Origin of the sequence: Streptomyces sp. NBC_00440 (genome assembly GCF_036014215.1) — a bacterium.
In the GTDB taxonomy this organism is placed as follows: domain Bacteria; phylum Actinomycetota; class Actinomycetes; order Streptomycetales; family Streptomycetaceae; genus Streptomyces.
Genome location: NZ_CP107921.1, coordinates 3,223,319 through 3,246,430, shown reverse-complemented (window position 1 = coordinate 3,246,430; position 23,112 = coordinate 3,223,319). Strand labels below are relative to the sequence as shown.

At 70.0% G+C, this 23,112-nt stretch carries 24 protein-coding genes; 11 read left to right on the top strand and 13 right to left on the bottom strand.

Annotated elements, in window-relative coordinates; translation table 11 throughout:
• The first annotated feature begins 1 nt into the window (after position 1).
• Positions 2–781: an SDR family NAD(P)-dependent oxidoreductase gene (locus OHB13_RS14445; protein WP_266856084.1), complete on the top strand. Its 780-nt coding sequence runs from the start codon at positions 2–4 to the stop codon at positions 779–781.
• Positions 782–993: 212 nt separating this feature from the next.
• Here OHB13_RS14445 and OHB13_RS14440 read toward each other — a convergent pair whose 3' ends face one another.
• On the bottom strand, positions 994–2,181 hold the full coding sequence (locus OHB13_RS14440; protein ID WP_266856085.1) for a S53 family peptidase: 1,188 nt from the start codon (positions 2,179–2,181) through the stop codon (positions 994–996).
• A gap of 317 nt (positions 2,182–2,498) precedes the next feature.
• Here OHB13_RS14440 and OHB13_RS14435 point away from each other — a divergent pair, with 317 nt between their 5' ends.
• Entirely contained in the window at positions 2,499–3,311 is an 813-nt protein-coding gene (locus OHB13_RS14435; RefSeq protein ID WP_266856086.1) for a TrmB family transcriptional regulator, read from the top strand.
• A gap of 27 nt (positions 3,312–3,338) precedes the next feature.
• On the opposite strand, the gene OHB13_RS14430 is transcribed toward OHB13_RS14435, so the two are convergent.
• Complete coding sequence (locus tag OHB13_RS14430) at positions 3,339–4,718, bottom strand: chloride channel protein (protein ID WP_328377369.1); 1,380 nt, start codon at positions 4,716–4,718, stop codon at positions 3,339–3,341.
• A gap of 143 nt (positions 4,719–4,861) precedes the next feature.
• Between OHB13_RS14430 and OHB13_RS14425 the strand changes: the two genes are divergently transcribed.
• Entirely contained in the window at positions 4,862–5,971 is a 1,110-nt protein-coding gene (locus OHB13_RS14425) for an NAD(P)/FAD-dependent oxidoreductase (protein ID WP_328377368.1), read from the top strand.
• Positions 5,972–6,005: 34 nt separating this feature from the next.
• Here the strand turns inward: OHB13_RS14425 and OHB13_RS14420 are convergent, their stop codons facing one another.
• From OHB13_RS14420 to OHB13_RS14405, 4 genes are all read right to left on the bottom strand, one after another.
• Positions 6,006–6,368: a VOC family protein gene (locus OHB13_RS14420; protein ID WP_328377367.1), complete on the bottom strand. Its 363-nt coding sequence runs from the start codon at positions 6,366–6,368 to the stop codon at positions 6,006–6,008.
• A 99-nt stretch (positions 6,369–6,467) separates the two neighbouring features.
• Entirely contained in the window at positions 6,468–7,661 is a 1,194-nt protein-coding gene (locus OHB13_RS14415) for an acyl-CoA dehydrogenase family protein (RefSeq protein WP_328377366.1), read from the bottom strand.
• Positions 7,662–7,737: 76 nt separating this feature from the next.
• Positions 7,738–7,962, bottom strand: a complete 225-nt coding sequence (locus OHB13_RS14410) for a DUF397 domain-containing protein (RefSeq protein ID WP_328377365.1) — start codon at positions 7,960–7,962, stop codon at positions 7,738–7,740.
• Positions 7,949–8,773, bottom strand: a complete 825-nt coding sequence (locus tag OHB13_RS14405; RefSeq protein WP_328377364.1) for a helix-turn-helix domain-containing protein — start codon at positions 8,771–8,773, stop codon at positions 7,949–7,951. Before OHB13_RS14405 ends, OHB13_RS14410 begins: the two co-directional genes overlap by 14 nt.
• Positions 8,774–8,945: 172 nt before the next feature.
• Between OHB13_RS14405 and OHB13_RS14400 the strand changes: the two genes are divergently transcribed.
• The 5 genes from OHB13_RS14400 (at position 8,946) to OHB13_RS14380 (ending at position 11,798) form a co-directional block, all read left to right on the top strand.
• Positions 8,946–9,224 (top strand): hypothetical protein, encoded by a 279-nt coding sequence (locus OHB13_RS14400; RefSeq protein WP_266856098.1) that lies wholly within the window; start codon positions 8,946–8,948, stop codon positions 9,222–9,224.
• Positions 9,224–9,658 carry an ATP-binding protein gene (locus tag OHB13_RS14395; RefSeq protein WP_328377363.1) on the top strand — a complete coding sequence of 145 codons (435 nt, stop codon included), beginning with the start codon at positions 9,224–9,226 and terminating at the stop codon, positions 9,656–9,658. Before OHB13_RS14400 ends, OHB13_RS14395 begins: the two co-directional genes overlap by 1 nt.
• A gap of 146 nt (positions 9,659–9,804) precedes the next feature.
• Positions 9,805–10,581, top strand: coding sequence for an SDR family oxidoreductase (locus OHB13_RS14390; protein ID WP_266856102.1), 777 nt, complete (start codon positions 9,805–9,807; stop codon positions 10,579–10,581).
• Positions 10,582–10,604: 23 nt separating this feature from the next.
• Positions 10,605–11,057, top strand: a complete 453-nt coding sequence (locus tag OHB13_RS14385) for an SRPBCC family protein (protein ID WP_328377362.1) — start codon at positions 10,605–10,607, stop codon at positions 11,055–11,057.
• A 180-nt stretch (positions 11,058–11,237) separates the two neighbouring features.
• A complete protein-coding gene (locus OHB13_RS14380; RefSeq protein ID WP_328377361.1) occupies positions 11,238–11,798 on the top strand; it encodes a DinB family protein in 561 nt (186 codons plus the stop codon).
• A gap of 325 nt (positions 11,799–12,123) precedes the next feature.
• Here the strand turns inward: OHB13_RS14380 and OHB13_RS14375 are convergent, their stop codons facing one another.
• On the bottom strand, positions 12,124–12,675 hold the full coding sequence (locus tag OHB13_RS14375) for a TetR/AcrR family transcriptional regulator (protein WP_328377360.1): 552 nt from the start codon (positions 12,673–12,675) through the stop codon (positions 12,124–12,126).
• A gap of 110 nt (positions 12,676–12,785) precedes the next feature.
• On the opposite strand from OHB13_RS14375, the gene OHB13_RS14370 reads away from it, so the two are divergent.
• Positions 12,786–13,775 (top strand): amidohydrolase family protein, encoded by a 990-nt coding sequence (locus OHB13_RS14370; protein ID WP_328377359.1) that lies wholly within the window; start codon positions 12,786–12,788, stop codon positions 13,773–13,775.
• A 15-nt stretch (positions 13,776–13,790) separates the two neighbouring features.
• Here OHB13_RS14370 and OHB13_RS14365 read toward each other — a convergent pair whose 3' ends face one another.
• Positions 13,791–14,714 carry an NAD(P)-dependent oxidoreductase gene (locus tag OHB13_RS14365; RefSeq protein ID WP_328377358.1) on the bottom strand — a complete coding sequence of 308 codons (924 nt, stop codon included), beginning with the start codon at positions 14,712–14,714 and terminating at the stop codon, positions 13,791–13,793.
• A gap of 214 nt (positions 14,715–14,928) precedes the next feature.
• Between OHB13_RS14365 and OHB13_RS14360 the strand changes: the two genes are divergently transcribed.
• Positions 14,929–16,314 carry an MFS transporter gene (locus tag OHB13_RS14360; RefSeq protein WP_328377357.1) on the top strand — a complete coding sequence of 462 codons (1,386 nt, stop codon included), beginning with the start codon at positions 14,929–14,931 and terminating at the stop codon, positions 16,312–16,314.
• Between the two features lie 71 nt (positions 16,315–16,385).
• Here OHB13_RS14360 and OHB13_RS14355 read toward each other — a convergent pair whose 3' ends face one another.
• From OHB13_RS14355 to OHB13_RS14335, 5 genes are all read right to left on the bottom strand, one after another.
• A complete protein-coding gene (locus tag OHB13_RS14355) occupies positions 16,386–17,108 on the bottom strand; it encodes a FadR/GntR family transcriptional regulator (RefSeq protein WP_328377356.1) in 723 nt (240 codons plus the stop codon).
• Between the two features lie 38 nt (positions 17,109–17,146).
• Complete coding sequence (locus OHB13_RS14350) at positions 17,147–17,767, bottom strand: bifunctional 4-hydroxy-2-oxoglutarate aldolase/2-dehydro-3-deoxy-phosphogluconate aldolase (RefSeq protein WP_266861010.1); 621 nt, start codon at positions 17,765–17,767, stop codon at positions 17,147–17,149.
• A 70-nt stretch (positions 17,768–17,837) separates the two neighbouring features.
• Positions 17,838–18,818 carry a sugar kinase gene (locus OHB13_RS14345; RefSeq protein ID WP_328377355.1) on the bottom strand — a complete coding sequence of 327 codons (981 nt, stop codon included), beginning with the start codon at positions 18,816–18,818 and terminating at the stop codon, positions 17,838–17,840.
• The gene (locus OHB13_RS14340; RefSeq protein ID WP_328377354.1) at positions 18,815–19,777 is read right to left on the bottom strand and encodes a dihydrodipicolinate synthase family protein; all 963 of its coding nucleotides are present in this window, start codon (positions 19,775–19,777) and stop codon (positions 18,815–18,817) included. Before OHB13_RS14340 ends, OHB13_RS14345 begins: the two co-directional genes overlap by 4 nt.
• A 13-nt stretch (positions 19,778–19,790) precedes the next feature.
• Positions 19,791–21,509: an IlvD/Edd family dehydratase gene (locus tag OHB13_RS14335; protein WP_266856121.1), complete on the bottom strand. Its 1,719-nt coding sequence runs from the start codon at positions 21,507–21,509 to the stop codon at positions 19,791–19,793.
• 173 nt (positions 21,510–21,682) lie between these two features.
• On the opposite strand from OHB13_RS14335, the gene OHB13_RS14330 reads away from it, so the two are divergent.
• Positions 21,683–23,068 (top strand): MFS transporter, encoded by a 1,386-nt coding sequence (locus OHB13_RS14330; protein ID WP_328377353.1) that lies wholly within the window; start codon positions 21,683–21,685, stop codon positions 23,066–23,068.
• The last annotated feature ends 44 nt before the right edge of the window (positions 23,069–23,112 follow it).

Below are 23,112 nucleotides of genomic sequence, written 5' to 3'. Positions count from 1 at the left end.
TATGGATATCACGAGGCGGTTCGAGGGTTACGCGGTCCTGATCACCGGAGCGGGAAGGGGAATCGGCGCGGCCACCGCCCGCCGCTTCACCGACGAGGGCGCCCGCGTCCTGGTCACCGACCTGGACGGCGGCCGCGCGGAGAAGACCGCGGCGGCGCTGCCGGGCGCGCTGCCGTTCACCTGCGATGTCACCGACCGGTCCGCCGTGGAGGCGGCCGTGGCGTACGCGGTGGGGGAGTTCGGCGCACTCGACGTCCTGGTCAACAACGCGTACGCCTGCTCGCCCGACGCCCCGCTCTTCGAGGACGAGGACGACGAGTCCTGGCACCGCGATCTGGACGCGACGCTCAGTGGCGCGTTCCGTGTCTCGCGCGCCGCCATGCCGCATCTCGCTGCGGCGGGCGGCCGGGGCGCCATCGTCAGCGTCGGCTCGGTCAACGGTGCCCAGGACTTCGGCAACCACGCGTACAGCGCGGCGAAGGCGGGCCTGACGAGCCTGACCCGCACCCTCGCCGGCCACGCGGCGCCGCGCGGGGTCCGGGTCAACCTGGTGGCGCCGGGCACGATCCACACGGACGTATGGGCGGCGCGCGGGGTGGAGGCGACCCTCGAACAGGCCGCGAAGCACTACCCGTTGGGCCGGGTCGGGGTGCCGGAGGACATCGCGGCGGCGATCGCGTTCCTGGCGTCGCGGGACGCCGCGTGGATCACCGGGGTGACGCTGCCGGTGGACGGCGGCCTGCTCAGCAGCAACCTGGGGCTGCGCAACTCGCTGGGCTGAGCCGCGGTGGGATCAGCCGGGGCGGGCTGAGCCGGGGCGGAACGAGCCGGGCCGGTCGGGCGGGCGCCGGCGCGGGCCTCGCCCCGGGTTCGGACAGGACAGCGGGCCCGGACGGGATTACCGGTCCGGGCCCGCTGCGTTCGCGGTGCGGTGTTCACGTCGCCGTGGTCACCGCGTGGCCCTCGCGTGCGCGCAGAGCCGGGTGGTGCGGGTTACTTGGTGAAGGCCGCGGTGCCGTTCGGCGTACCGAGACCGGTCGGGCCGTCGTAGCCCTTGCCCGCCTTGCACAGGTAGTCGCTGCACGACCCGTTGGCCCCGGTGGTGACGTCGTTGAGGGAGCCGGTGTGGGCGTACGGGTACGAGGCGGGGGTGTCACTCGCGCCGGGGGCGCCGGCGAGAGCGTAGACGCCCGCGATGAACGGCGAAGCGGCGCTGGTGCCGCCGTAGACGTTCCAGCCGCTGGCCTGGTAGGTGTCGTAGACCGCGAGGCCGGTGGCCGGGTCGGCGACGGACGACACGTCAGCGACGGCGCGCTTGGCGCAGTTGGCGTCCTTCTGCCAGGACGGCTTCGCGTCGTACTGCGAGCAGCCCGAGCCTGCTCCCTCGCCGCCCGCGCTGGTGCCCCAGACGGACTCGGACCAGCCACGCGTGCTGCTGTCCTTCTTGAGCGAGGTGCCGCCGACCGCGGTGACGTACTGCGAGGCGGCCGGGTACTCGACGCCGTAGCCGCTGTCACCGGAGCTCACGGTGATGGCGACGCCGGGGTGCTTGAAGTACTGGTCGTCCGACTGCGTGTCGCTGGCGTCCTCACCGCCGCCGTAGCTGTTGGAGACGTACTTGGCACCCTGCTTGACGGCCTGGTTCACGGCCGCGCCGAGGTCGTCCATGCTGGCGGAGTTGGCCTCGACGAGCAGGATGTGGCACTGCGGGCAGGCCGAGCTGACCATGTCGACGTCGAGGGAGATCTCTCCGGCCCAGCCGGCGTCGGGTGCCGGGTAGTTGGAGCTGCCGTCCTGGTCGATCTTCTTGAAGCAGCCGTTGTCGGTGGTGCAGGCGGGCAGACCGTACTGGGACCGGTAACTGCCCAGGTCCGCCTCGGCGTTGGGGTCGTCGTTGGCGTCGACGATCGCGACCGTCTGGCCCGAGCCGCCGTCCTTGGGGAGGTTGTAGGCGGACTGCAGGTCGCTGGGGCCGAAGCCGGAGGGGGCGGCGTTGTGGCCGAGCGACTTCTGCTGCTTGATGTCGGTGCGGGCCACGGCGTTGCACGCCATGTAGCCGGGCTTGGTCGGCTGTGAGCAGAGCCGGTGCGTGTGCACCGTCGATGCCGGTGCCGCGGAGCCCGTCGTCGCGAACGCGGACGTCTGGGAGGCGGCGAGGAGGCCGCCGGATATGAGTGCCACTGCTGACAACAGGGCCGGTGCGCCGCGACGCAACAGGCCGTTTCGATGAGACTGCAAGGAGCTGCCCTCCGTGGGGGGTTGGGTGTCCGAACGGACATCCGGGGGCATTCGTGTCAAGTGCATGACAACGCACATGACGAGGAATTCATCCGGACAGAACGTCGCGGATCCTGAGGGTGGCGCTGTTCGCTCGACTACTGCCACCCCGTTGAGTGGTGGCTAATAGAAAGCTATTCAACTGCTTGCCCAAGTGGCTACCGGGCGTTGGTAAAGCCTTTCCCTCGACCCGTGCCCCTTGGCATATACCTTGTCTTGCCATGGAGTTGGAAGAAGGACCGATCAGCGATCTGGTGGCGCTCGGCTTGGCCCGGTACGAGGCACGTGTCTATCTCGGCCTCATCAGGCGTGATTCGTACACGGCCGCCGAGGTGGCCCGCGAGGCGGACGTACCGCGCCAGCGGGTTTACGACGTCCTGGACGCACTGGTACGGCGTCGGCTGGTCACCACCCACCCCGGGCGGGTCGCCACATATTCCGCCGTCACCCCGGAGCTGGCCGTGGCCCGCCTGATGGCTCTTCAACGCGAGTCCGTGGACCGGTTGGAGCGGGTCTCGGAGGGGCTGGCCGCCGTGCTGCAGCCGCTCTGGTCCGACGGGCGGGTGCACACCGACCCGCTGGACTACATCGAGATCCTGCGCGACCCGAAGGCGATCGCCGAACGCTTCGCCGACATCCAGCAGCAGGCCCAGCACGAGCTGTTGACCTTCTGCAAGCCCCCCTTCGTCGCGCCCGAGGAGAACACCGAAGGAATCAAGGTCGTCCGCCGGCTGCACCGGGCGGGCGGCACGGTCCGTGCCATCTACCTCGACGACGCGCTGGACAATCCCGGGACCGTGGAGCACATACGGCGCTTCGCCGACGCGGGGGAGCAGGCCCGCTTCACCCCCGAACTGCCGCTGAAGCTGGTTGTCGCCGACTCTTCTCTGGTGCTGTGCGACATGCCCGACCCGGTGGCCGGCGCGGGCTCCACCACCACCTTGTTCATCGAGCACCCGGCGCTCGCGGGATGCCTGCGACTGGCGTTTCTGACGGTCTGGGAGGGCGCCAAGGAGCACCGCCGGCCGGCCTGAAGCTTTGCTGACCGTGGCCCCGTCGGGTCAGGCGGCCGAGGGCGAGGACGGGGCCGCCGCCGGGGTGCCCGCCCGGGTGGCCTCGCCCTCCACCGGCGGCGGGTTGAGCCGTGCCGACACGACATGGCAGACCACCACCGCCACGATCACCAGCGGCATGACAGTGAGGCCGTCATGTCCCAGCAGCAGCGTGGCCAGCAGTACGGAGGTCATCGGCAGCCGGAGCAGGGCCACCGACATCGCACCCATCCCCATCGCGGCAGCCGAGACGAACGGCAGCCCCGGAAGATGCGACAGCGCGATCCCGCCCGCGGCGCCGAGGAACAGCGCCGGGAAGATCGGGCCGCCGCGGAAGGCCGCCAGCGACACGCAGTACGCGAGGGACTTGCAGGCGAGGAGCAGCACCAGTGCGCCGAGGGAGTACGAGGTGGTGCTGAGCAGGAGGTGCGGCAGCGCGCTCTGCCCGGAGAACAGCACGTCGGACGTTGCCTTGCCGGACCCTTCGGCGTACGCGATGGCCAGCCCCGCCACGGCCAGGCCGATCACCGGTGTCCACACCATCCGCCGCCGGTTCACGCCCGGTTGCAGCCGCAGCGCCATGCGGCGGACCCCCGCACCGAGGGTCGCGGCGGCGATCCCGATCACCAGCGCGTAGCCGAACTGGGCGATGTCGGGGCGCTCCACATGGGGCAGGTTCGGGATGACGAGCGTTCCGGCGCCGACACCGGCCCAGGTGCCGAGCCCGGTGAAGATCAGCGAGCCGATCCCGGCGGCCAGCAGCCCGGGTACGAGCACGATCCCGAGCATCGGCCCGCCGAGCCCGGAAGCCTCCATCAGCAGAAAGGCCCCCACCAGCGGCGAACCCAGCAGCGCACTGATGGCGGCGAAGCTGCCGGCCGCCGCCACGAGTCCCTGCTCCCTCGCGGTGGAGCCGGGCCGCAGCAGCCGGAACCCGTAGAGGGCGACACCGCCACCCAGCGCGATCATGGGCGCCTCCGGCCCGATGACCGCACCGAACGCGAGGGAGGCGACGGCGGCCAGCAGGATGCCGGGCAGCTCGGCGGCGGGTGCGGCGCCCTTGGTCTTGAGCCCTTCGGCGGGCTGATGACCGCCGTTGCCCGGCAGATACCGCACGGTCAACGCGACCAGCAGCCCGGCGATGACGAGCATGGGCACCGGCCACCAGACAGGAACGCTGTCAAGCCCGAGCCCGTGGGGCAGGTCGGTGAAGACGGCCTCCTGGAGGTAGTGGACGGCTTCCAGAAAGCCGTAGGCACCGGCCGAGAGCACGACACCGAAGAGCCCGGTGACGACGAGGAGCAGGTGATAGCCCCTGCTCCGCAACGGCCCGAACGGATCGGCGAGCAGGGCGGCTTGCTGGTCTGCGGCTGGCTCGTCCGCTGACATCAGAGCGTCTCCTCAGGGCTGCTGCCCGGGCTCTCCGGGACGGGTCGACTGCCTGACGATAATGCCAGCAAAGAGGATATTTCCGGGTATTAACGAGCTGCTGGGCCGAGCGGCTCGGCGCGCGCATCCCTAGGATCGGATCCATGGAGCGACCTGAACGTGTTGCTGTCATCGGAGTGGGCATCCTCGGAGCCTGCGTGGGCTGGAACCTGTCCCGGCAAGGCGTCAGGGTGGTCTTCATCGACGCGGGCCGGCCGGGCGAATCCGTCACCAACTGGTCTTTCTCGTGGGTCAACGCCAGCAACAAGACCGCGCGCAGGTCCTACTTCGACCTGAACGTCGCAGGCATGGCGGCGTACCGGGACCTTGCCGGGACCATCGGGCCGGACTCGTGGTGGCATCCCAGCGGCCACCTGCGCTGGGCGGACGATGCCGCAGCGGAGACGAAGCTCCTGAAAACAGCCGAACTGCTGACCGGCTGGGACTACCGGGTCGAGGTGTCCACGGGGGCAGAGGTGCGCCGCCGCCTCGAACCCGCTCTCACGCTGCCCGGCGAGGTTCCGGTTGCTTTCTACCCCGACGAAGCCTGGGTGCACGGCCGTCATCTCGTCGGCCGCCTGGTCGGCCGGGCCGTCGCATCGGGCGCCGAGCTCCGGTCCGGCACGGCCGTCCGTGACATCGGCACCGGCGCCGACGGGAGCGTCAGGACGGTCGCTCTGTCCGACGGGAGCTGTCTCGACGTCGACGCCGTCGTGAACGCGGCAGGTCCCCGCGCCTCCCACGTCGCCGGGTTCGTCGCACGGGACTTGCCGATGCGCCACGAACCCGGCGCCGTCACCCGGATCAGCTGTGCCCACGTCCCGGTCCGCCGGGCCATGCACGCGCCGCACATCGAGATCCGCCCTGACGGAGACGCTTCGGTGGTCCTCCACAGCCGCGAGATCGACGCACTCATCGACACCGGCGAGGAGCCGGCGGAACTCGCCCGGCTGCTCCACGAATCGGCGCGGCACGTCGTTCCCGAGCTGGGCAACTCCCGCATCACCGAGACCCGGATCTCCAACCGGCCCATCCCGGCCGACGGATTCCCTTCAGTGGGAGCGGTGCCGTCGGTGCCGGGCTACTACGAGGCGGTTACCCACAGCGGCATCACGCTCGGCCCGGTCATCGGCCGGCTGCTCGCTTCGGAGATCGTCAGCGGGAAGAGAGAGGCGATGCTGGCGGACTTCCGCCCGGAGCGGTTTTCCCTGTGACGGCCCAGCGGCGCACGGGTGCCCTCAGCGGGAGTCAGAATCCGTCGATGCCGATCACGTTGCCGAACGGGTCGGTGAGCTGTGCGATCTTCCGGCCTGTGCCGTCGCCGAGGTCGAGCGGGCCGCGGTGGTGGGTGCAGCCGGCGTCCAGGAGGCGCTGGCGTACGGCGGCGACATCGTCGACGGCCCAGTACGGCACGGGGCTGCCGCCGCGCCGGTTGCGCTTCTCATCCAGGGGGTGGAAGCCGAACTCGACCCCGGCGACGTCGAGCCAGGCGAAGACGGCGTCGCCGTCGATGTCGAGGTGGACCTCGGTCTGAAGGACGCTGCCCCACCAGTGAGCGGACTTCTCCGGGTCTTCGGCGAAGATCATGATGGCGCGAATGCCGTTGAACACTGGTGTCTCCGTCGGTTCACTGGTCCGGGCAGACCATCGGCAAGCTGGTCCTCGCCGTACGTTGATCAATGGGCTGTTCCGCAGTGGGCTGATACGGCCTCAGAAGCGGAAGATCGTTGAGAGGGGCGGGATTTCACCGGTCACCTCGAACATGCCGACGTAGACGTTCTTGGCATCGATGGGGTCGTGCGAGGCGAACGTGCGGGCGTTGCGCCAGAAGCGGTCGAGCCGGTACGCGTTCGAGGTGCTGCGTGCTCCGGTCACCTCGTGCATACTTCCGGCTGCCTCAAGGGACGCTTCCACGCAGGCGACCTTGGCGCGGAAGCACTCCACCGAGGTAACGGCAACGTTGTCGTCGGCGGCGGCCTCGATCCGGTCGGCCGCGGCGAACAGCAGCGCACGGGATGCGGCCAGCCGGCTCGACAGATCGCCGACCCTCCGCAGGATCAGGGGGTCCTCGGCCGCGGTGGCGTACTGGGGGAGCGCGCCGCGCTTCATCGTGCGGACGTACTGGATCAGGGCGTCGAGGGCGCCGTCGCCGATGCCCTGCATCAGGCCGGAGTGCAGGAGCATCACCGCGCCGAGGAATGCCGGGGACGGCGTGTGCGCGGCATAGTGCCAGCCGTCGGGTACGAAGACGTCGTGATAGGTGATCGTCTGGCTGCGCGTGCCGCGCTGGCCCATGTTGTCCCAGTCGCCGTGCAGTTCGACGTCGGGGTGGCCCAGTTCCACCAGGACGTGATGCGGGCCGGGCTGCTCTCCGTGCAGGACGCATCCGACGTTGGCGATCCCGAGGCCGCCACTGTTGGTGTTGAAGGACTTGGTCCCGCTGAGGATCACGCCGCCGTCCACGGGCCGGGCGGTGACCTTGCCGTTCACGCCCGTCTCGGCGTTGGACGCGACGAGCCTCAGGCCCTTGTTCAGCAGCCGGTCGGCCAGCTCCTTGCGGGTCTCCTCGGGCAGGGCGCTGCTCTCGTCGAAGATCTCGCGGCTGACGAGTCCGGTGGTGGCCCAGTTCTGGCCGGTGGGGCCGTCCCCGGCGCTGATCTCAGCGATGGCACGGGTGAAAGCGCCGATCCCGCCGAGTGCCGTCCCGTCCCACAGACCGCCGTAGGCGGCGGGTACGAGTATGCGGGCGGCGCCCATCTCCGAGAGGAGCGCCAGGTTGTCCGAGGGATCGGTGTTGTCCCGGTCGCTCCGGAGCCCGGTGTCGGCGAGGTCCTGGCGCCGTGCGTGGATGGCTGAGAGGAGCGTAGGTATGTCGTGGGGCGCGGTGGATTCGGCGGCCGTCATGTATGCACCTCTCCGGGAGGGAACAGAGCAAGACCGAACACCCTGACAACCGGGTCCCGGGCCAGGGCTGTTCGCGTTACGGGGTGATGCGCCCATTCTTCACCGCGGAGACGAACGCGGTCCAGCCTTCGGCGGGGAATGCGAGGACCGGGCCGTGGGGGTTCTTGGAGTCGCGGACGGGGATGTCGGGGTATCCGTCGGCCACTTCGAGGCAGTCGTTCTGTTCGGTGCCGCTGTAGCTGGACTTGCGCCACCCTCGCAGGAACGTGACGTCTGTTACGACCTGCTCACTTCGTCGCATGTGCGTGCTCCTCCGCTACAGCCCTCACCAGGGCCAGTGAATCTGTGTGTGGCAGTGCATCGCTCAGAGCCAGATCGTAAGCCGTCTGACATTCGCGGACCAACGCCGGATCGTCCATCAGATGTCCCGTGCGCATGCTCTCCGTGTAGGCAACCGGTGGGGCATCAGCGAATTTCATCAGGTAGAGCATTCCTTCCGCGAGTGCATGGCAGCCGACGCTGAACGGCAGGACATGCAGTCGTAGACGTCCGGCTTCCGCCATGTCCGCGATCTTGTGGAGCTGGTCGGCCATGACCTTCGGACCACCCACCCTCCGGCGGAGCGCCGACTCGTCGAGCAGGCACCAAAATACGGGCCTCGACGGCTTTTCGAGCAACGCAGCCCGGGCTCGGCGGATGACAACAGCCTTGTCCAGCTCTTTGTTGTCATGGTTGGGCGCGTGCTCGCGGAAGACCGCGCGCGAATACTCCTCGGTCTGGAGCAAGCCGGGGATGAGTGAGGCCGAATAGTGACGGATTTCGGCTGTCAGCTGCTCCAACTCCGCTACGGGCGCGAAGTACTGGGTGAACTTCGTGTCGAGGTCCTCCAGCCAACGGGCGAAGAATCCGTCCGTCCCCAGTACGCGGTCCAGGCGCTGCGCGTCGTCCGGGGTCGGCAGGCGGCGCCCCGCCTCCCAGTGACTGATCAGCGTCGGGGAGCAGACCACCCCCTCGCTCACCGCTTCCTGTGTCAGCCCGGCGGCGATGCGCCGGATCCTCAGTTCCTCGCCGTACTTCTGCCGGATCGAGCGCGACTTGGGTGCTCCGGACACGGGACCAACTCCTGTACTTGAAGCTCGCGTTGTCAGGTCGAAACCCCTAGAAGCGTAGCGACGCAAGCCACAGGCTGTGAGTTATTCGTCACAGTGCGACAGGAACGCACGGGACCCCCGCGACCGCAGCAACGGTCCGGGGGCGTGGCCAACGCCAAGCAGGAGCGTCAACATGCCTAAGTTTATTGCCCGTCTCGTCGGCCCGGTGGTCCGATTCCTGAATCTGTCGGCCAGGCGGCGGCCCGCCCCGCCGCCCCCGATCGTGGTCCGTCGGCGCCGTCTCCTCGTATGCCGGGCGTATCTGCCACTCGGTCACCAACTCCGTCCCAATCTCGGCTCGTTCTCCGCCCTGGCGTACGAGCGGCTGGAGTACAGCCGGATCGCGTGGTTCGACCTGCACGGCGTCGAGGTCGGGCCGCCCTGCCCGCTGCACGGTGTGGTGGTGCGGTGATGGAACGGACCGTCAGGAACGCCGAGAGCGCAGTCGTACGGCGGTGGAGCCGGCACCCCGCCTGTGTCGCTCGGGCGCGTACGGAACTCCGTACCGCGCTGGAGGGCTGGGGCCTCGCGCCGCTCACGGACGCGGCTTCGCTCGTCCTCTCCGAGCTGCTGACCAATGCCGGGCGGCATGCCGTGGTCTCACCAGGGCGGGAGATCGAAACCCGCTTCCTGCTGGACGAGCGCGGACGCGGCATCCGTATCGAGGTGCACGATGCGTCGTCCGTGCCTCCCCGCATGGCCGATCCGGACCAGGACGCGGTCGGCGGGCGGGGCCTGTGCCTGGTGGACGCGGTCGCCGACGCCTGGGGATTCGGCGAGCGGGTCGGCCCCGGCAAGGTCGTCTGGGCGGAGTGCGCTCTGAGGGAGGGGGGCGCGTCCCGCTGAAGCGGCCGGTTGCCCGGAGTGAGGCGCCGCTGTCCCATCGTGCGGGACCCCATCGCGAGGAACCCAGCCGTAAGGCGTCCGCCTTAATGGTTCGTGTACGTTGGTGAGGCAGTCGCCTTACTTCTGGGCACGCGAAGGAGCGAACCATGTCCCGTACCTATCTGGTCACCGGAGCCTCCTCCGGCATAGGCAAGGCCACCGCGGCCCTCCTGCGTACGCGGGGGCACACCGTCATCGGGGCTGATCTCAAGGACAGCGACATCTCCGCCGACCTGTCCACGGCCGAAGGCCGGGCCGTACTGGTCAGCCGGGCCCGGGAGCTGAGCGGCGGGCGTCTCGACGCCGTCATCGCCTGCGCCGGCGTCGCACAGCCCGATCCGCTCACCATCAAGATCAATTACTTCGGCGCCGTGGCCACGCTGGAGGGGCTGCGCCCGCTGCTGGCCGCCGGTACCGATCCGAGGGCCCTGGTCATCAGCTCGATCGACTCCGTCCACCCGACCGACTCCGCGATCGTGGACGCAGCCCTCACCGGTGACGAGGAGGCGGCGGTGGTCGCTTCCCGGGCGGCCGTCGACCGAGGGGAAGGGCAGCTCGTCTACTCCTCCTCCAAGGCCGCGGTCTCCCGCTGGATCCGGCGTGCGGCCATCACCGACGACTGGGCCGGGGCGGGTATCCCGCTCAACGCTGTCGGCCCCGGCGTGATCGTCACGCCGATGACCCAGCCGATGCTCGACGACCCCGCCATGCGGAAACTCGTCGAGCAGAGCGTGCCGATGCCGTTGCACGGCTACGCCCGCCCCGAGCAGATCGCCCCGCTGATCGACTGGCTGACCTCGCCCGAGAACACCCATGTGACCGGACAGGTCGTCTTCGTCGACGGCGGTGCCGACGCGGTCCTGCGCGGCGACCGCACATGGTGACCGCCCGTGACGAGGAGACATCCATGACATCCATGACCCCCCGGACGCTGGAGCGTTCCACCGTGCTCGCGGCCACCCCCGACCAGGTGTGGGCGGCCATCGGCGACTTCGGCGGCCTCGCCGACTGGCACCCGTACATACAGCCGTCCACCATCGAGGACGACGCCGACCCCGGAGTCCCCGGTGCCGTACGGGTCTTCTCGGTCGACGGCGAGATCGTCGCCCGTGAGCGCCTGGTGGCCCGCGACGCCGACGCCCGGTGGTACCGCTACGTCCTGCTGGCCCCGGTGATGCTGCCGGTCGGCGAGTTCGTGGCGACGCTCGCCGTGCACCCGCACGCCGACGGCGCCGAGGTCCGGTGGTCCGCCGATTACCAGGGCGCGGACGAGGTGGTGCCGCAAGTGGAGTCGATCTTCGGTGACGGCACGTACGGTGCCGGTCTCGACGCCCTGCGGAAGCGCTTCTCCGAGGGCTGAGCCGGTGGCTCCCGCTCACCGCGGTCTGCGCGTACGGAAGGCGCGCCGCGGTGAGTTGCCTTCCCCTTCCTCTCTGTTCTTCTCATCTCGGTTCTTCGCCATATAGGCCAGTAGATGACCGACATGGCCTCTAGCGTGGTTCTTGGCCGAAGGAACAGGGACAACGGAAGGCAGAACTCCATGACCGTCAACGAGCCGACCAACCAGCAGGACCCGGCAGAGGCGCCCGCTGCGACGGGGGAGAGTGCCGACCTGTTGGAGGCGCTGGCCAAGCAGCGGCACTTCCTGCGCTTCACCACCCGCGACCTCACGGACGAGCAGGCCGGGCTGCGCACCACCGCGAGCGAACTGTGCCTGGGCGGCCTCATCAAGCATGTCACCGCAGTTGAGCAGGGCTGGGCGGCCTTCATCCTGGAAGGCCCTTCGTCGATGCCCGACTTCACCAAGATGACCGAGGCGGACTTCGCCCGGCGGGCCGACCAGTTCAAGATGCTGCCCGGTGAAACGCTGGCCGGTGTCCTGGCCGAGTACGCCGATGTGGCCCGCCGGACCGACGAGTTGGTCGCCAAGCTGGCCGATCTGAACGCCAGTCACCCGCTGCCGAAGGCTCCGTGGTTCGAGGCCGACGCGCAGTGGTCGGCCCGCCGGGTGGTGCTCCACATCATTGCCGAGACCGCCCAGCACGCCGGCCACGCCGACATCATCCGCGAGACCCTGGACGGCGGGAAGAGCATGGGCTGATCGGGGGTTGAGGACGGTCCGGACCCGGGGCTGTCGCGAGGATCTGTGTCGCGAAGATCTCGGGTCCTGCCGTGGAACGGCACCTCGTGCGGGGCATGGATTGGCGGAAGAAGCCGCCTTGACCTGCACCAACGGGCAACCTGCCGGGCGGCGGACGCGTCTGACAAGAAAACGCCGGTCGTGGAGAGAAGGACGCTGTGGACGAGTTCCTGGTGAGCGCATTCGGGTGGTTTGCTCGCGGTGCGGGGCTTTCCCTCGACTACCTGAGCCAGCGTCCCGGCCTGGGGGCACTCTCCGGCATGTTCCAACGCGGCCGCCAGACCCCTTAGGGCTCGGTACGGGGCTCGTGCGACAGGGCGGCGATCCAGGCGTTGGCCGCGTTGGCGAGCGACTCCCGGGGGATGTTCTCGAAGGCCCGGAGCTTGAGGAAATGGCGGGCGATCGTGAGCCCGAGGATGCTGCTGACGGCCATCGCGGCCCTCAGCTCGGCGTCCTCGCCTTCGAATGAGCCCTTGAGGTTGTCGACCCGCTCCCCGAGGAAGTCCCGCATGGACGCTTCCGCCTCCGGGACTGTCAGCATCGAGCGGACGAGCGCCCGGGTCTCCGGAGGGAGTTCGCCCATGCGGACATCGAGGACATCGAAGAGGTGGTCCGAGGCCGCCTGCTGGTCGTCATCCGGAAGCTGGACGGCGATCGTGAAGAGGGACGCCTTCGAGCCGTAGTGCTGCATGACGAGCGATGCGTGCACTCCGGCCCGGTCCGCGATGGACCGGATCGTCGCGCCCTCGAAGCCGCGAAGAGCGAACTCCTCCTGGGCGGCTTCGAGTATCCGTTGTGCCGTCTCAGCTCGTTTCGCGTCCCTCGTCTTCCCGGTCATGCCCTCCACTATACGAGCGTTTAGCGAGCGTGTTACCGTCTTCGCTAAACGTCTGTTTAGTGGACCTGTGTCAGATACTTTCAGGTGCTTTCAGGTACGGAGGCTCGGTCGTGGCAGTCATCGGCATCGAAGAACACTGGACGACGCCGCAGCTGGCGGCGGCACTGAAGGCACTTCCCGAGGAGGACCGGGACGACAGCCTGGCGTTCAACGAGATGGGCGACAACCTTGAGCGCCTGGAAGACATCGGTGAAGCGCGCATCGCGGCCATGGACGCACTGGGCATCGACATGCAGGTCCTCTCGCTGGCGCCTCCTGCGACAGGTCCGCTCGCTCCGGCCGATGCGGTCTCGCTCAGCAGGGACACCAACGACTTCGCCGCAGAGGCGGTCCGCCGTCACCCGGCCCGTCTTCGGGCGATGTCGACGTTGCCGATGGCCGATCCGGCTGCCGTCGCCGGAGAGCTCGAACGCGCCGCGGGCCTCGGGTTCGTGGGCGCCATGGTCTACGGACGGACGGGCGGGACCGCGCTCGATGATCCTTGCTATGACGACCTGTTCGCGACCGCCGCGGCCCTCGGCCAGCCGATCTTCATCCATCCGCAGATTCCGTCGCGAACCGTCCGGGACGCGGCCTATGCGGGCTTCGACCCGATGACCTCCCTCGCCCTGTCCACTTTCAGCTGGGGATGGCACATCGAGGCGGCCCTCGCCGCGTTGCGTCTCATCACCAGGGGCATCTTCGACCGCCACCCCGGCCTGCAGATCGTCCTCGGCCACTGGGGCGAGCTGCTGCTGTTCTGGAGTGACCGCACCGACAGCCTGTCCCGCATCGCGGGCCTTCAGCGGAAAGCGTCCGAATACATCCGTACGAACGTGCACATCACCAGCTCCGGGATGCTCAACCCCGCACTGCTGCGCCATGCCCTGGCGGCCACCACCGTCGACCGGCTGCTGTTCTCCACGGACTACCCGTTCCACCGGCCGGGCGTGACGGACGTCCAGAAGTTCCTCGCGGAGTTCGAAACCGACGAGGACCGGGACAAGTTCACCGCCGGCAACGCGCGGAAACTCTTCCGAATCGACAGCCCCGACGCCTGACAGGGCGAGACCGCGTCAGAAGCCCCGGGCGGGTGTGACCGCGCCCGCCAGCGGGCGGCCCGCGGCGAATCCGGCGACGTTGGCCTCGACCCGTTCCGCGAGCCCACGCCAGTACGAGGAGCGCGGGTTGGCGCAGTGCGGGGTGATCAGGGCGTTCTCCAGGTCCCACAACTCATGCCCCGCGGGAAGTGGTTCGGGGTCGGTGACATCCAGTGCCGCTCCGCCGATCGTGCCGTTCTTCAGCGCGTCCACCAGGTCGGCGGTGACGACCAGCCCGCCCCTGGCGACATTGACCAGCCAGGCGTCCCGGCGCATCAGGGCGAACTCGGCCGCCCCGAACATCCCACGGGTGTCAGGGGTCGTGGGCGCCGCGGCCACCACGAAGTCCGCGTCGGCAAGTACCTCGCGGAAGGCGGCGCGCGCCACTGTCCGCTCCGCGCCCGGGACCGCGCCGCTGTCGGACACGGCCAGGATCCGGCAGCCGAACGGCTCCAGGAGCCGGATCAGCGAGCGGCCTATGCCGCCGCAGCCGACAACGGCGACGGTTGAGCCCGCGAACTCCCGGGTGCGGCCGTCGCCCCACTCGCGGGACCGGGCCAGCCGGTGCAGCCCGCGCGCGGCGGCCAGCATCAGCGCGAGAGCGTGCTCCGCGACGGCCTCCCCGTACGAACCGGTGGCCGCCGTGAAGACGGGCTGCGCCCGGATGACCCCGGCGTCCGCCCAGCGCTCCACCCCCGCGTGGGGCAACTGCACCCAGCGGATGCCTTCGTGGATCATGCCGTCGACCTCGGCCGGGTCGTCGTTGCCGAAGTAGACGATGGCTTCGGCCTCCGCCAGGGGCACGACCCGGCCGCCCCCGGCCCGTACCGCTTCGAGCAGTACGGGCACGGGGTCGGGGCCTACGTGAACGGCGGGCGCGGCGCAGGCGGGGGTGGTCATCGTGAACCTCCAGGGGGTCGCGGAGAAGTCCGTCTTCGTCTCTGGTTCCCCTGTCGGCTCCGTGTGCACCCGGCCATTGACAGGGGCGAGCCATGCCCACACCATTGGGCCTATCATAGCACCATTGAAATCCGGTGTGCATGAGGCGCACCTGCCTTCAGCGCGGCGCACGTTGCACATATCGCACACCGGCAGACCGGACGGAGGGGGACCGATGAGCCCCGATCAGGACAGCGTCGTCGGCAGGGGCGATGACGGCGGCCTGGAGCGCGACACCATGAACCGGGTGGCCAGGAGGCTGATGCCGCTGATCGTCATCTGCTATCTCGTCGCGTACATCGACCGTTCCAACCTCTCCGTCGCCGCCCTGACGATGAACGACGCGATCGGTCTGACAGCAGCCCAGTTCGGCCTGGGCGCCAGTCTGTTCTTCGCCACCTACGTCGTCTTCGAGGTGCCCAGCAATGTGCTTCTCGCCAAGCTCGGCGCCCGCCGCTGGATAGCCCGCATCATGATTTCGTGGGGCATCGTCTCCGGTTGTATGGCCCTGGTCGGGGGCGCGCACTCCTTCTACCTCGTACGGCTGTTCCTCGGCGCCGCCGAGGCGGGTTTCACGCCAGGCGTCATCTGGTACCTCACCCGCTGGTTCCCGGCCAGTCACCGGGGCCGCGCGATGGGCCGCTTCTATGTGGGCGCCGCGCTCGCCACGGTCATCGGCTCCCCGCTCAGTGGCCTGGTCCTGAAGATGGACGGTGTGCTCAACACCCCGGGCTGGAAGTGGCTGTTCGTGGTCGAGGCAGTGCCCGCCGTGCTGCTCGGGTTCATCGTCCTGAAGTCACTGACCGACACCCCGGAGGACGCCGCGTGGCTGCCCGAGCGCAACCGGCGGTGGCTCACCGGCCGGCTCGCCCAGGAGCGGGCGGAGATCGCGGGGCGGCGCTCGGTCTCCGTGCGTGAGGCGCTCACCAGCCCCGGAGTGCTGCTGCTCGCCCTCTTCTTCTTCCTGTACTCGTTCGACAGCATCGGCCTGACCCTGTGGATGCCGCAGGTGATCCAGGGCGGCTTCGGGGACCCGAGCGACTTCGTGACCGCTCTGCTCACCGCGGTCCCCTATGCCCTGGCCGTGGTCGCCATGGTGATCGTCGCGCGCTCCGTCGACCGGCGGGGGAAGCACGCGCTTCACATGGCCGTACCGATGGCCGTCTCGGGCGTACTGCTCGTCGCGAGTGTGGCGGCGGGACCCGGAGTGCCCGGCTTCGCACTCCTCGCGCTCTCCACGGGAGCGGCCTGGGCCGCGGTGCCCGCGCTGTGGGGGAGCGCGACGGCCTTCATGACCGGCGTCGCGGCGGCGGCCGGGGTCGCTTTCATCAATGCCTTCGCCAATGTCGCGGGGCTGGCCGTCACCCCGCTGATCGGTGTCATCAAGGACGCCACCGGATCGTTCGACGCACCCCTGCTCGTGATCGCCGGGGCGATGCTGCTGGGCGCCGTGGTGGCGATCGTGTCCGGGCGCTTCACCGCACCGGGCCGGCTGGCCGCCGAGACGGCGAAAACCACCGGCGACGGTGCGGCGCCGGTGGCCGTGCGGCCCGAGGGGTGAGTCAGCCGGCCGGGAGCTGAACCGGCCGGGAGCTGAACCGGCCGACGGACTGAACCAGCCCGGGAGCTGAATCAGCCGCCCAAGGCGCAGGCCGAGCCGCCCTCAAGGAGCTGCTCGACCTCGCTGCGGGCGGCCTCCACGACCGTGCTCACCGCGAGGGCCGCATCGGTGGCGCGGCCCTCGGCGATGGCGTCGGCGATCTCCTGGTGCCGGCGCACCGACGCCATGTCCACCTGCTCGGGCATCAGCAGCAACTCACGCCGTGCCACCAGGAGTTCTTCGGTGACCTCGGAGAGCTGGGCGAACATGCCGTTGCCCGACGCGGTGAGCAGCGCCCGGTGGAACGCCGCGTCAGCTGCGATGAACCCCTTGCTGTCACCCGCCTGGGCAGCGCCCGCCATCGCCTGCGCGTGGGCGCTCAGGGCACGCCGGGCCTCCTCGCCTGCGGCCGTCGCGGCGAGCGCGGCCGCCGACGGCTCCACCGCGGCCCGCAGTTCGGCCAGTTCGCGCAGCTGGGTCTCACGGCGCGGGGATGCCAGGCGCCAGCGGATGACCTGGGGGTCGTACAGATTCCAGTCGGTCATCGGCCGTACGGTGATGCCCACCCGGGGACGGCTGGTGACGACCCGCTTCGACTCCAGGACCCGGACGGCCTCGCGGGCCACGGTGCGGGAGACGCCGTACCGCTCCTGTACGTCCTCCAGGCGCAGCACCTCGCCCGCCCGGATCTCGTCCGCCGCGAGCGACTGGCCGATCCGGTCGACCACCTGGCCGTGCAGGCCCTGAAGCTCCACGTCGTTCCCCGTCTGCCGATGCGTCTGGTCCGGTGTGGTCAGCGGGCTGCCGCCAGGCGGCCCAGCAGGGTGGTGACCCGCTCGCCCGCCGCCTGTGCGCCGCCCGAGGTCAGTGCCGAGCCCATGCCGCAGGCGACGGCGCCGGCCGCGATCCACTCCGGTGCGTTCTCGATTGTCACACCTCCGGTGGGGATCACGGGGGCCTGGGGCAGTGCGGCCCGGACATCGCGCAGCCAGGACGGGGGCACGGCCGACGCGGGGAAGAGCTTCAGCGCGTCAGCGCCCTCCTCCAGGGCCCGCACCATCTCGGTCGGGGTGGCCACACCGGGGAAGACGGGCACGCCGTAGCGGTGTCCCGTACGGATCACCTCCGGGTGGAGGCTGGGCGAGACCAGGAACCGGGCACCTGCTTCCACGGCCGCCCGCGCCGCGGCCGCGTCGAGCACGGTGCCCGCTCCGATCAGGGCGCCGGGGCGCCGGCCGGTCAGCTGCGCCACCGCGCGCAGGGCGCCCGGGGTGGTGAGGGCGATCTCCACGGCGTGCAGCCCGGCGTCCAGTACGGCGTCGGCCGCGGCGACGGCCTCCTCGGGGCCCGGGGTGCGGACGATGCCGAAGACGCGCTGGGCCGTGACGGCCCGGACGGTCTCCCAGCGGTACATGTGATCCATGACGGTGCTCCTGGCGAGAAGGGGACGGACTGGCGGGAGAAGGGGGGAGGGAAGAGGGGCGTCAGCGGTGGACGGTCTCGGCGCCGTCGGTGAACGCGGCGAGTGCCCGGTCCAGACCCGTCCGGTCGGGCAGCCCGTCGGTGTCGGTGGCGCACTGCACGACCAGCGCCGCGACGGCGGCCGCCGTGCGCAGGCACACGTCGTACGGTTCGGCGCGCAGCACCCCGGAGAGGAACCCCGCGGCGAACGCGTCGCCAGCGCCCACCGGGTCGGTCACCGGGACCCGGAAGGCCGGCTGCTGCCAGTGCCCGTCCCCGGTCAGGCAGGAGGCCGACTTGTCGCGGTGCTTGACCACCACGGCCCGCGCCCCGGCGGCCAGCAGCCGCCGCGGGGCCGGCCCGCCGAGCAGTTCCAGCTCGTCCTCGCCCGCGAGGACCAGATCCGCCCGTTCCAGGAGCGGTGCGACGACCTCGCGCCACCGTTCCGGACTGCCGAGCTTCAGCCGTACGTTGGGGTCGAAGGAGACGGTCGCCCCCGCCTCGTGGGCCAGTTCGAACAGCCGCAGTGTGGCGAGGTGCGCGGAGTCCGAGAGCATCGGGGTGATGCCGGTGAGGTGGACGATCGCGGCGCCGCCCAGCAGGTCCGGGGTCAGCCCGTCGGGCGCGAGGCGCGAAGCGGCGGAGCCCGCCCGGTGGTACTGCACATCGATCGCCCTGGCCGGGTGGCTGTCGCGCAGCAGCAGACCGGTGGGCGCCCCGGGGTCGGTCACCGCGTACGAGGTGTCGATGCCGTCGGCACGCAGCTGGGCCAGCACGGCCCGCCCCGACGGGTCGTCGCCGACCCGGCCGAGCCAGCGCACCGGGTGCCCGAGCCGGGCCAGGCCGGCCGCGACATTGGACTCCGCGCCCGCGACCGAGCGGCGGAAGGCGGTGGCCCGCTCCAGCGGGGTGCCGGGCTCGGCGACCATCAGCAGCATCGCCTCGCCGCAGGTGACGACAGCGGGGCCGGCCGTCGCACCCGCTCCTGCACCGGGGCCGGTCATCGCGCCAACTCCGGCAGCAGACCGGTGAACTCCGGCAGCAGATCGGCGAACTCCGCGCAGAAACGGTCGATCATGCGCAGCTCCTCCTGGTCGAGGCGGTATCCGGGGGCGCGGCAGTGCGCCGAGCCGAACCAGCCCCGGCGCACCGAGATCTCCTTCTCCGCGGCGACGATCAGCTCGACGCTCTGCATCCAGTACGAGAGGTACGGGGTCATCCGGGTGTGCAGGGCGACGCAGCCGTCCTCGTCGCCCGCCTCCCAGCGGCGCCACAGCTCGACGTACAGCTCGGTGAAGGAACACCCGGGCTGCACGCCGACCGCGCCGCGCCGCAGTGCGTCGGGCAGCTGGAGTCCCGCGTAGCCCACCAGCGCCGGCAGTGGCCGCGTCCCCGCCGCGAGAGCCGCGATGAGCCGGCCCGGCGGCGCCGATTCGACCTTCACCCAGCGCAGGTTGGCGTGCTCGGCTGCGAGCTGGTGGAGCGTCGGGGCGTCCAGCGCGGTACCGGTCTGCGCGGGCGCGTACTGCACGACGACCGGCAGCGGGTCCACTGCGGCGAGCACGGCCCGTACATGGGTCAGTACGGCTTCGCGCGAGGGGCCGAGAAAGTGCGGCGGCAGCACATTGAGCGCATCGGCGCCGCGCTCGGCGGCCGACTCGGCCTGCGCGACCGCATGCCGGGTCGCGTGGTCGGGCACGGACACGATCGCGGCGACACCGGGCTCCTCGCGGGTGCGGTCGAGCAGCATCCCGGTGAGCAACTCCCGTTCTCCGTCGTCGAGTTTGTGGAACTCGCTCGCGAAGCCGGGGAACATCACCGAGCTGACGCCGGTGGCCAGCACCCGGTCGACGACGGTCGTGAAGCCCTCCGGGTCCAGATCGCCGTTGTCGCGGAAGGGCACTTCGAGCACGGGCGAGACGCCGCGGACCAGTGCCTCGGTGTTCTTGGGTGTGTCGGTCATGGCGGACAGCTCCTCAGAAGGCCTGGCGCGGCGGGGCGGAGTCGGTCGAGCCGACCAGGAAGTCCAGGTCGACGCCGGTGTCGGCCTGCGTGACGTGCTGGGTGTAGAGGTACGTCCAGCCGCGCTCGACGGGCGGCTTCGGCGCCGTCCACCCGCTCCTGCGCCGTGCCAGCTCGGCATCGTCCACCAGGACGTCGAGACGACGGCCCGGGACATCGAGACAGACCTGGTCGCCGGTCCGTACGAACGCGAGCGGGCCGCCGACGGCTGCTTCTGGCGCCACGTGCAGCACACAGGTGCCGAAGGCGGTCCCGGACATCCGGGCATCGGAGATACGGACCATGTCGCGCACGCCCGCGTCGAGCAGCTTCTTCGGCAGTGCGAGGTTGCCCACCTCCGGCATACCGGGGTAACCCCGGGGGCCGGTGTTGCGGACGACCAGGACGGTGTCGGCCGTGACATCGAGATCCGGGTCCTCGACGACGTCCAGGTACTCCTCCAGTGAGTCGAAGACCAGAGCGGGACCGGTATGGCTGAGCAGCCGCGGCTCGGCTGCGGACTGTTTGATGACGGCCCCGTCCGGGGCGAGATTGCCGTGCAGCACGGCCGTCCCGCTGCCCGCGGGCAGCACCGGATTGCCGAAGGAGCGGATGACCTCGCGGTCGTACACCTCGACGCCTTCGCAGTTCTCCAGGAGAGAGCGGCCGGTGACGGTGACCGTGTCGCGGTGGAGGTGTTCGCGCAGATCGTTGATGAGGGCGGGCAGGCCACCCGCGTACGCGAACTCCTCCATCAGGAAGCGGCCGGACGGCATCAGGTCGATCAGCAGCGGCAGTTCTGCGCCCAGCCGGTCGAAGTCGTCGAGGCTGAGCGGCACGCCGAGCCGTCCCGCGATGGCGAGCAGATGCACGACGGCATTGGTGGAACCGCCGATGGCCGCGTTGACGCGGATGGCGTTCTCGAATGCGTTGCGCGTCATGATCCGCTGGGGGGTGAGGCCGCTCGTCGCCAGCTCGACGGCGCGGGCGCCGGTCTCCTCGGCGAGCGTGCCGCGCCGGGCGTCGACCGCGGGCAGACCCGAGCCGCCCGGCACCATCATGCCCAGGGCCTCGGCCAGACAGGCCATGGTGGATGCGGTGCCCATGGTCATGCAGTGACCGGCCGAGCGGTTCAGCGAGGACTCGAACTCGGTGAACTCCTCCTGGGTGATCGTCCCGGCCCGCAGCTCCTCGGTCATCCGCCAGATGTCCGTGCCCGAGCCCACGTTGCGGCCCTTGAAGCGGCCGTTGAGCATCGGGCCGCCGGTGAAGACCATCGAGGGCACGCCCGCGCTGGCCGCGCCCATCAGCGCGGCCGGCGTCGTCTTGTCGCAGCCGGTGAGCAGGACGACGGCGTCGATCGGGTTGGCCCGGATCTGCTCCTCTATCTCCATCGCGGCCAGGTTGCGGTAGAGCATGGAGGTCGGACGCAGGAACGGCTCCCCGAGCGACATCGCGGGGAATTCGAGGGGGAACCCGCCGGCCTGGAGCACTCCGCGCTTCACCGCGTCCGCGAGGAGCTGGAGATGCCCGTTGCAGGGCGTCAGCTCGGAGAAGGTGTTGCAGATGCCGATGACCGGCCTGCCGTCGAAGTTGTGGCCGCCGCGCCCCATGGCCCGCAGGTGATGGCGCGAGATGAAGCCGTTCTTGCCGCCGTCCCCGAACCAGGCGCGGCTGCGCAGCTGCGGTGCCATGTGGTGGTCCCTTCAGTGCCGTCATCTATGCGGTGGAGCTGACCCAGCCGTTCTGTGACCTAGTCGTGTCGTGCCCGCCCTTAATGGTGCTATCAAATCACGATACGGTCCATGCGTGTCCCGAGGACGCACCGAAAGGGTCAATGATGATCGCCACACCCGGGAGGAACGCCATGGAGACCGGCCCAGAATCCGGCATGGAGACCGGCTCAGAGCCCGGCATGGAGACCGGCTCAGAGCCCGGTACGGAGACCGGCACGATGAAGGCGGTGACCTGGCGGCTGATGCCGTTCCTGGTCCTGCTCTATCTGGTCGCCTATGTGGACCGCTCGAACATCGGCTTCGCCAAGCTGACGCTCCAGAACGAACTGGGGCTGTCCAATGCCGCGTTCACCCTCGGCCAGGTGGGATTCTTCGTCGCCTACGCGATCTTCGAGGTGCCCAGCAATATCTTCCTGGAACGGTTCGGGGCCCGCCGCTGGTTCACCCGCATCCTGATCAGCTGGGGCCTGGTCACCGCCCTCACCGCGCTGGTCAGCACCGGCTGGCAGTTCTACACCGCCCGGTTCCTGCTGGGCGCGGCCGAGGCCGGCTTCTATCCGGGCGTCCTCTACTTCCTGACCAAGTGGTACCCGTACCGCTACCGCGCCCGGATGACGGGCTGGTTCATGATGTCCACACCGCTCGCCTTCATCATCGGCAATCCGCTGATGGGCGCACTCGGCGGCCTCGACGGCGTGCTCGGCATCAAGGGCTGGCAGTGGATCTTCATCGCCACCGGTGTTCCCGCGGTGCTCCTCGGCTTCCTCACCTTGCGGGTCCTGCCCGACGGCCCCGAGCGGGTCGGCTGGCTCAAGGACGGCGAGAAGAAGTGGATCGCCGACGAACTGGCTGTCGAGAGCAGCACGCTGGGCGGCACCCATGAATCCCCGCTGAGGACCCTCCGCGACAAGCGCGTGGTCCTGATGTCCCTGTACTTCCTGTGTTTCCCGCTCGGTGCGTACGGACTCAGCTTCTGGCTGCCGACGATCGTGGACGGCTTCGGCGGGCTGTCCGGGACGGCCGTCGGCTTCGTCACGGCCATCCCGTACGTCTTCGTGGCCATCGGCCTGTACGTCGTTCCCAAGCTCGCCGACCGCAGCGGCTCCCGCTACCCGTGGATCGCCGGTAGCGCGGCGGTCGGCGCCGTCGGACTCGCGGGCTCCGCGCTGGTCCCGGCGGGCGACCATGTGCTCCAGATGGCCTTCATCAGCCTCGCCGCGATGTGTATCTTCGCCGGTCAGCCGGTGCTCTGGTCACTGCCGTCGCGGTTCCTGACCGGGGTGCAGGCCGCCTCCGGCATCGCCATGATCAACGCGGTCGGCAACCTGGGCGGTGGATTCGGCCCGATGGGAATCGGTGTGATCGTGGACCGCACCGGGTCCGCGGTGGCCGGACTGTGGTTCCTGGTGGCCGCGATGGTGGTGGCCGCGGTGGCGACGTACGGCATCAAGCGGCTGATCGAGAACGGCAGGGTCGTCGACCACGTGCCGGACGTGCCGGTGGAGAGCGGGCTGTAGCCGAGGAGGCTCAGGCCGTGTCCGCCGGTGCGCGCCCGGCGCGC

Bases quoted from the DNA above. Each gene is read 5' to 3' on its own strand.
- OHB13_RS14410 (WP_328377365.1), bottom strand. From the start codon at position 7,962: ATGCGACGAAGTGAGCAGGTCGTAACAGACGTCACGTTCCTGCGAGGG.
- OHB13_RS14430 (WP_328377369.1), bottom strand. From the start codon at position 4,718: ATGTCAGCGGACGAGCCAGCCGCAGACCAGCAAGCCGCCCTGCTCGCC.
- OHB13_RS14385 (WP_328377362.1), top strand. From the start codon at position 10,605: ATGACATCCATGACCCCCCGGACGCTGGAGCGTTCCACCGTGCTCGCG.
- OHB13_RS14365 (WP_328377358.1), bottom strand. From the start codon at position 14,714: ATGACCACCCCCGCCTGCGCCGCGCCCGCCGTTCACGTAGGCCCCGAC.
- OHB13_RS14435 (WP_266856086.1), top strand. From the start codon at position 2,499: ATGGAGTTGGAAGAAGGACCGATCAGCGATCTGGTGGCGCTCGGCTTG.
- OHB13_RS14380 (WP_328377361.1), top strand. From the start codon at position 11,238: ATGACCGTCAACGAGCCGACCAACCAGCAGGACCCGGCAGAGGCGCCC.
- OHB13_RS14400 (WP_266856098.1), top strand. From the start codon at position 8,946: ATGCCTAAGTTTATTGCCCGTCTCGTCGGCCCGGTGGTCCGATTCCTG.
- OHB13_RS14350 (WP_266861010.1), bottom strand. From the start codon at position 17,767: ATGTACCGCTGGGAGACCGTCCGGGCCGTCACGGCCCAGCGCGTCTTC.
- OHB13_RS14445 (WP_266856084.1), top strand. From the start codon at position 2: ATGGATATCACGAGGCGGTTCGAGGGTTACGCGGTCCTGATCACCGGA.
- OHB13_RS14395 (WP_328377363.1), top strand. From the start codon at position 9,224: ATGGAACGGACCGTCAGGAACGCCGAGAGCGCAGTCGTACGGCGGTGG.
- OHB13_RS14345 (WP_328377355.1), bottom strand. From the start codon at position 18,818: ATGACCGGCCCCGGTGCAGGAGCGGGTGCGACGGCCGGCCCCGCTGTC.
- OHB13_RS14330 (WP_328377353.1), top strand. From the start codon at position 21,683: ATGGAGACCGGCCCAGAATCCGGCATGGAGACCGGCTCAGAGCCCGGC.
- OHB13_RS14360 (WP_328377357.1), top strand. From the start codon at position 14,929: ATGAGCCCCGATCAGGACAGCGTCGTCGGCAGGGGCGATGACGGCGGC.
- OHB13_RS14425 (WP_328377368.1), top strand. From the start codon at position 4,862: ATGGAGCGACCTGAACGTGTTGCTGTCATCGGAGTGGGCATCCTCGGA.
- OHB13_RS14390 (WP_266856102.1), top strand. From the start codon at position 9,805: ATGTCCCGTACCTATCTGGTCACCGGAGCCTCCTCCGGCATAGGCAAG.
- OHB13_RS14415 (WP_328377366.1), bottom strand. From the start codon at position 7,661: ATGACGGCCGCCGAATCCACCGCGCCCCACGACATACCTACGCTCCTC.
- OHB13_RS14340 (WP_328377354.1), bottom strand. From the start codon at position 19,777: ATGACCGACACACCCAAGAACACCGAGGCACTGGTCCGCGGCGTCTCG.
- OHB13_RS14335 (WP_266856121.1), bottom strand. From the start codon at position 21,509: ATGGCACCGCAGCTGCGCAGCCGCGCCTGGTTCGGGGACGGCGGCAAG.
- OHB13_RS14375 (WP_328377360.1), bottom strand. From the start codon at position 12,675: ATGACCGGGAAGACGAGGGACGCGAAACGAGCTGAGACGGCACAACGG.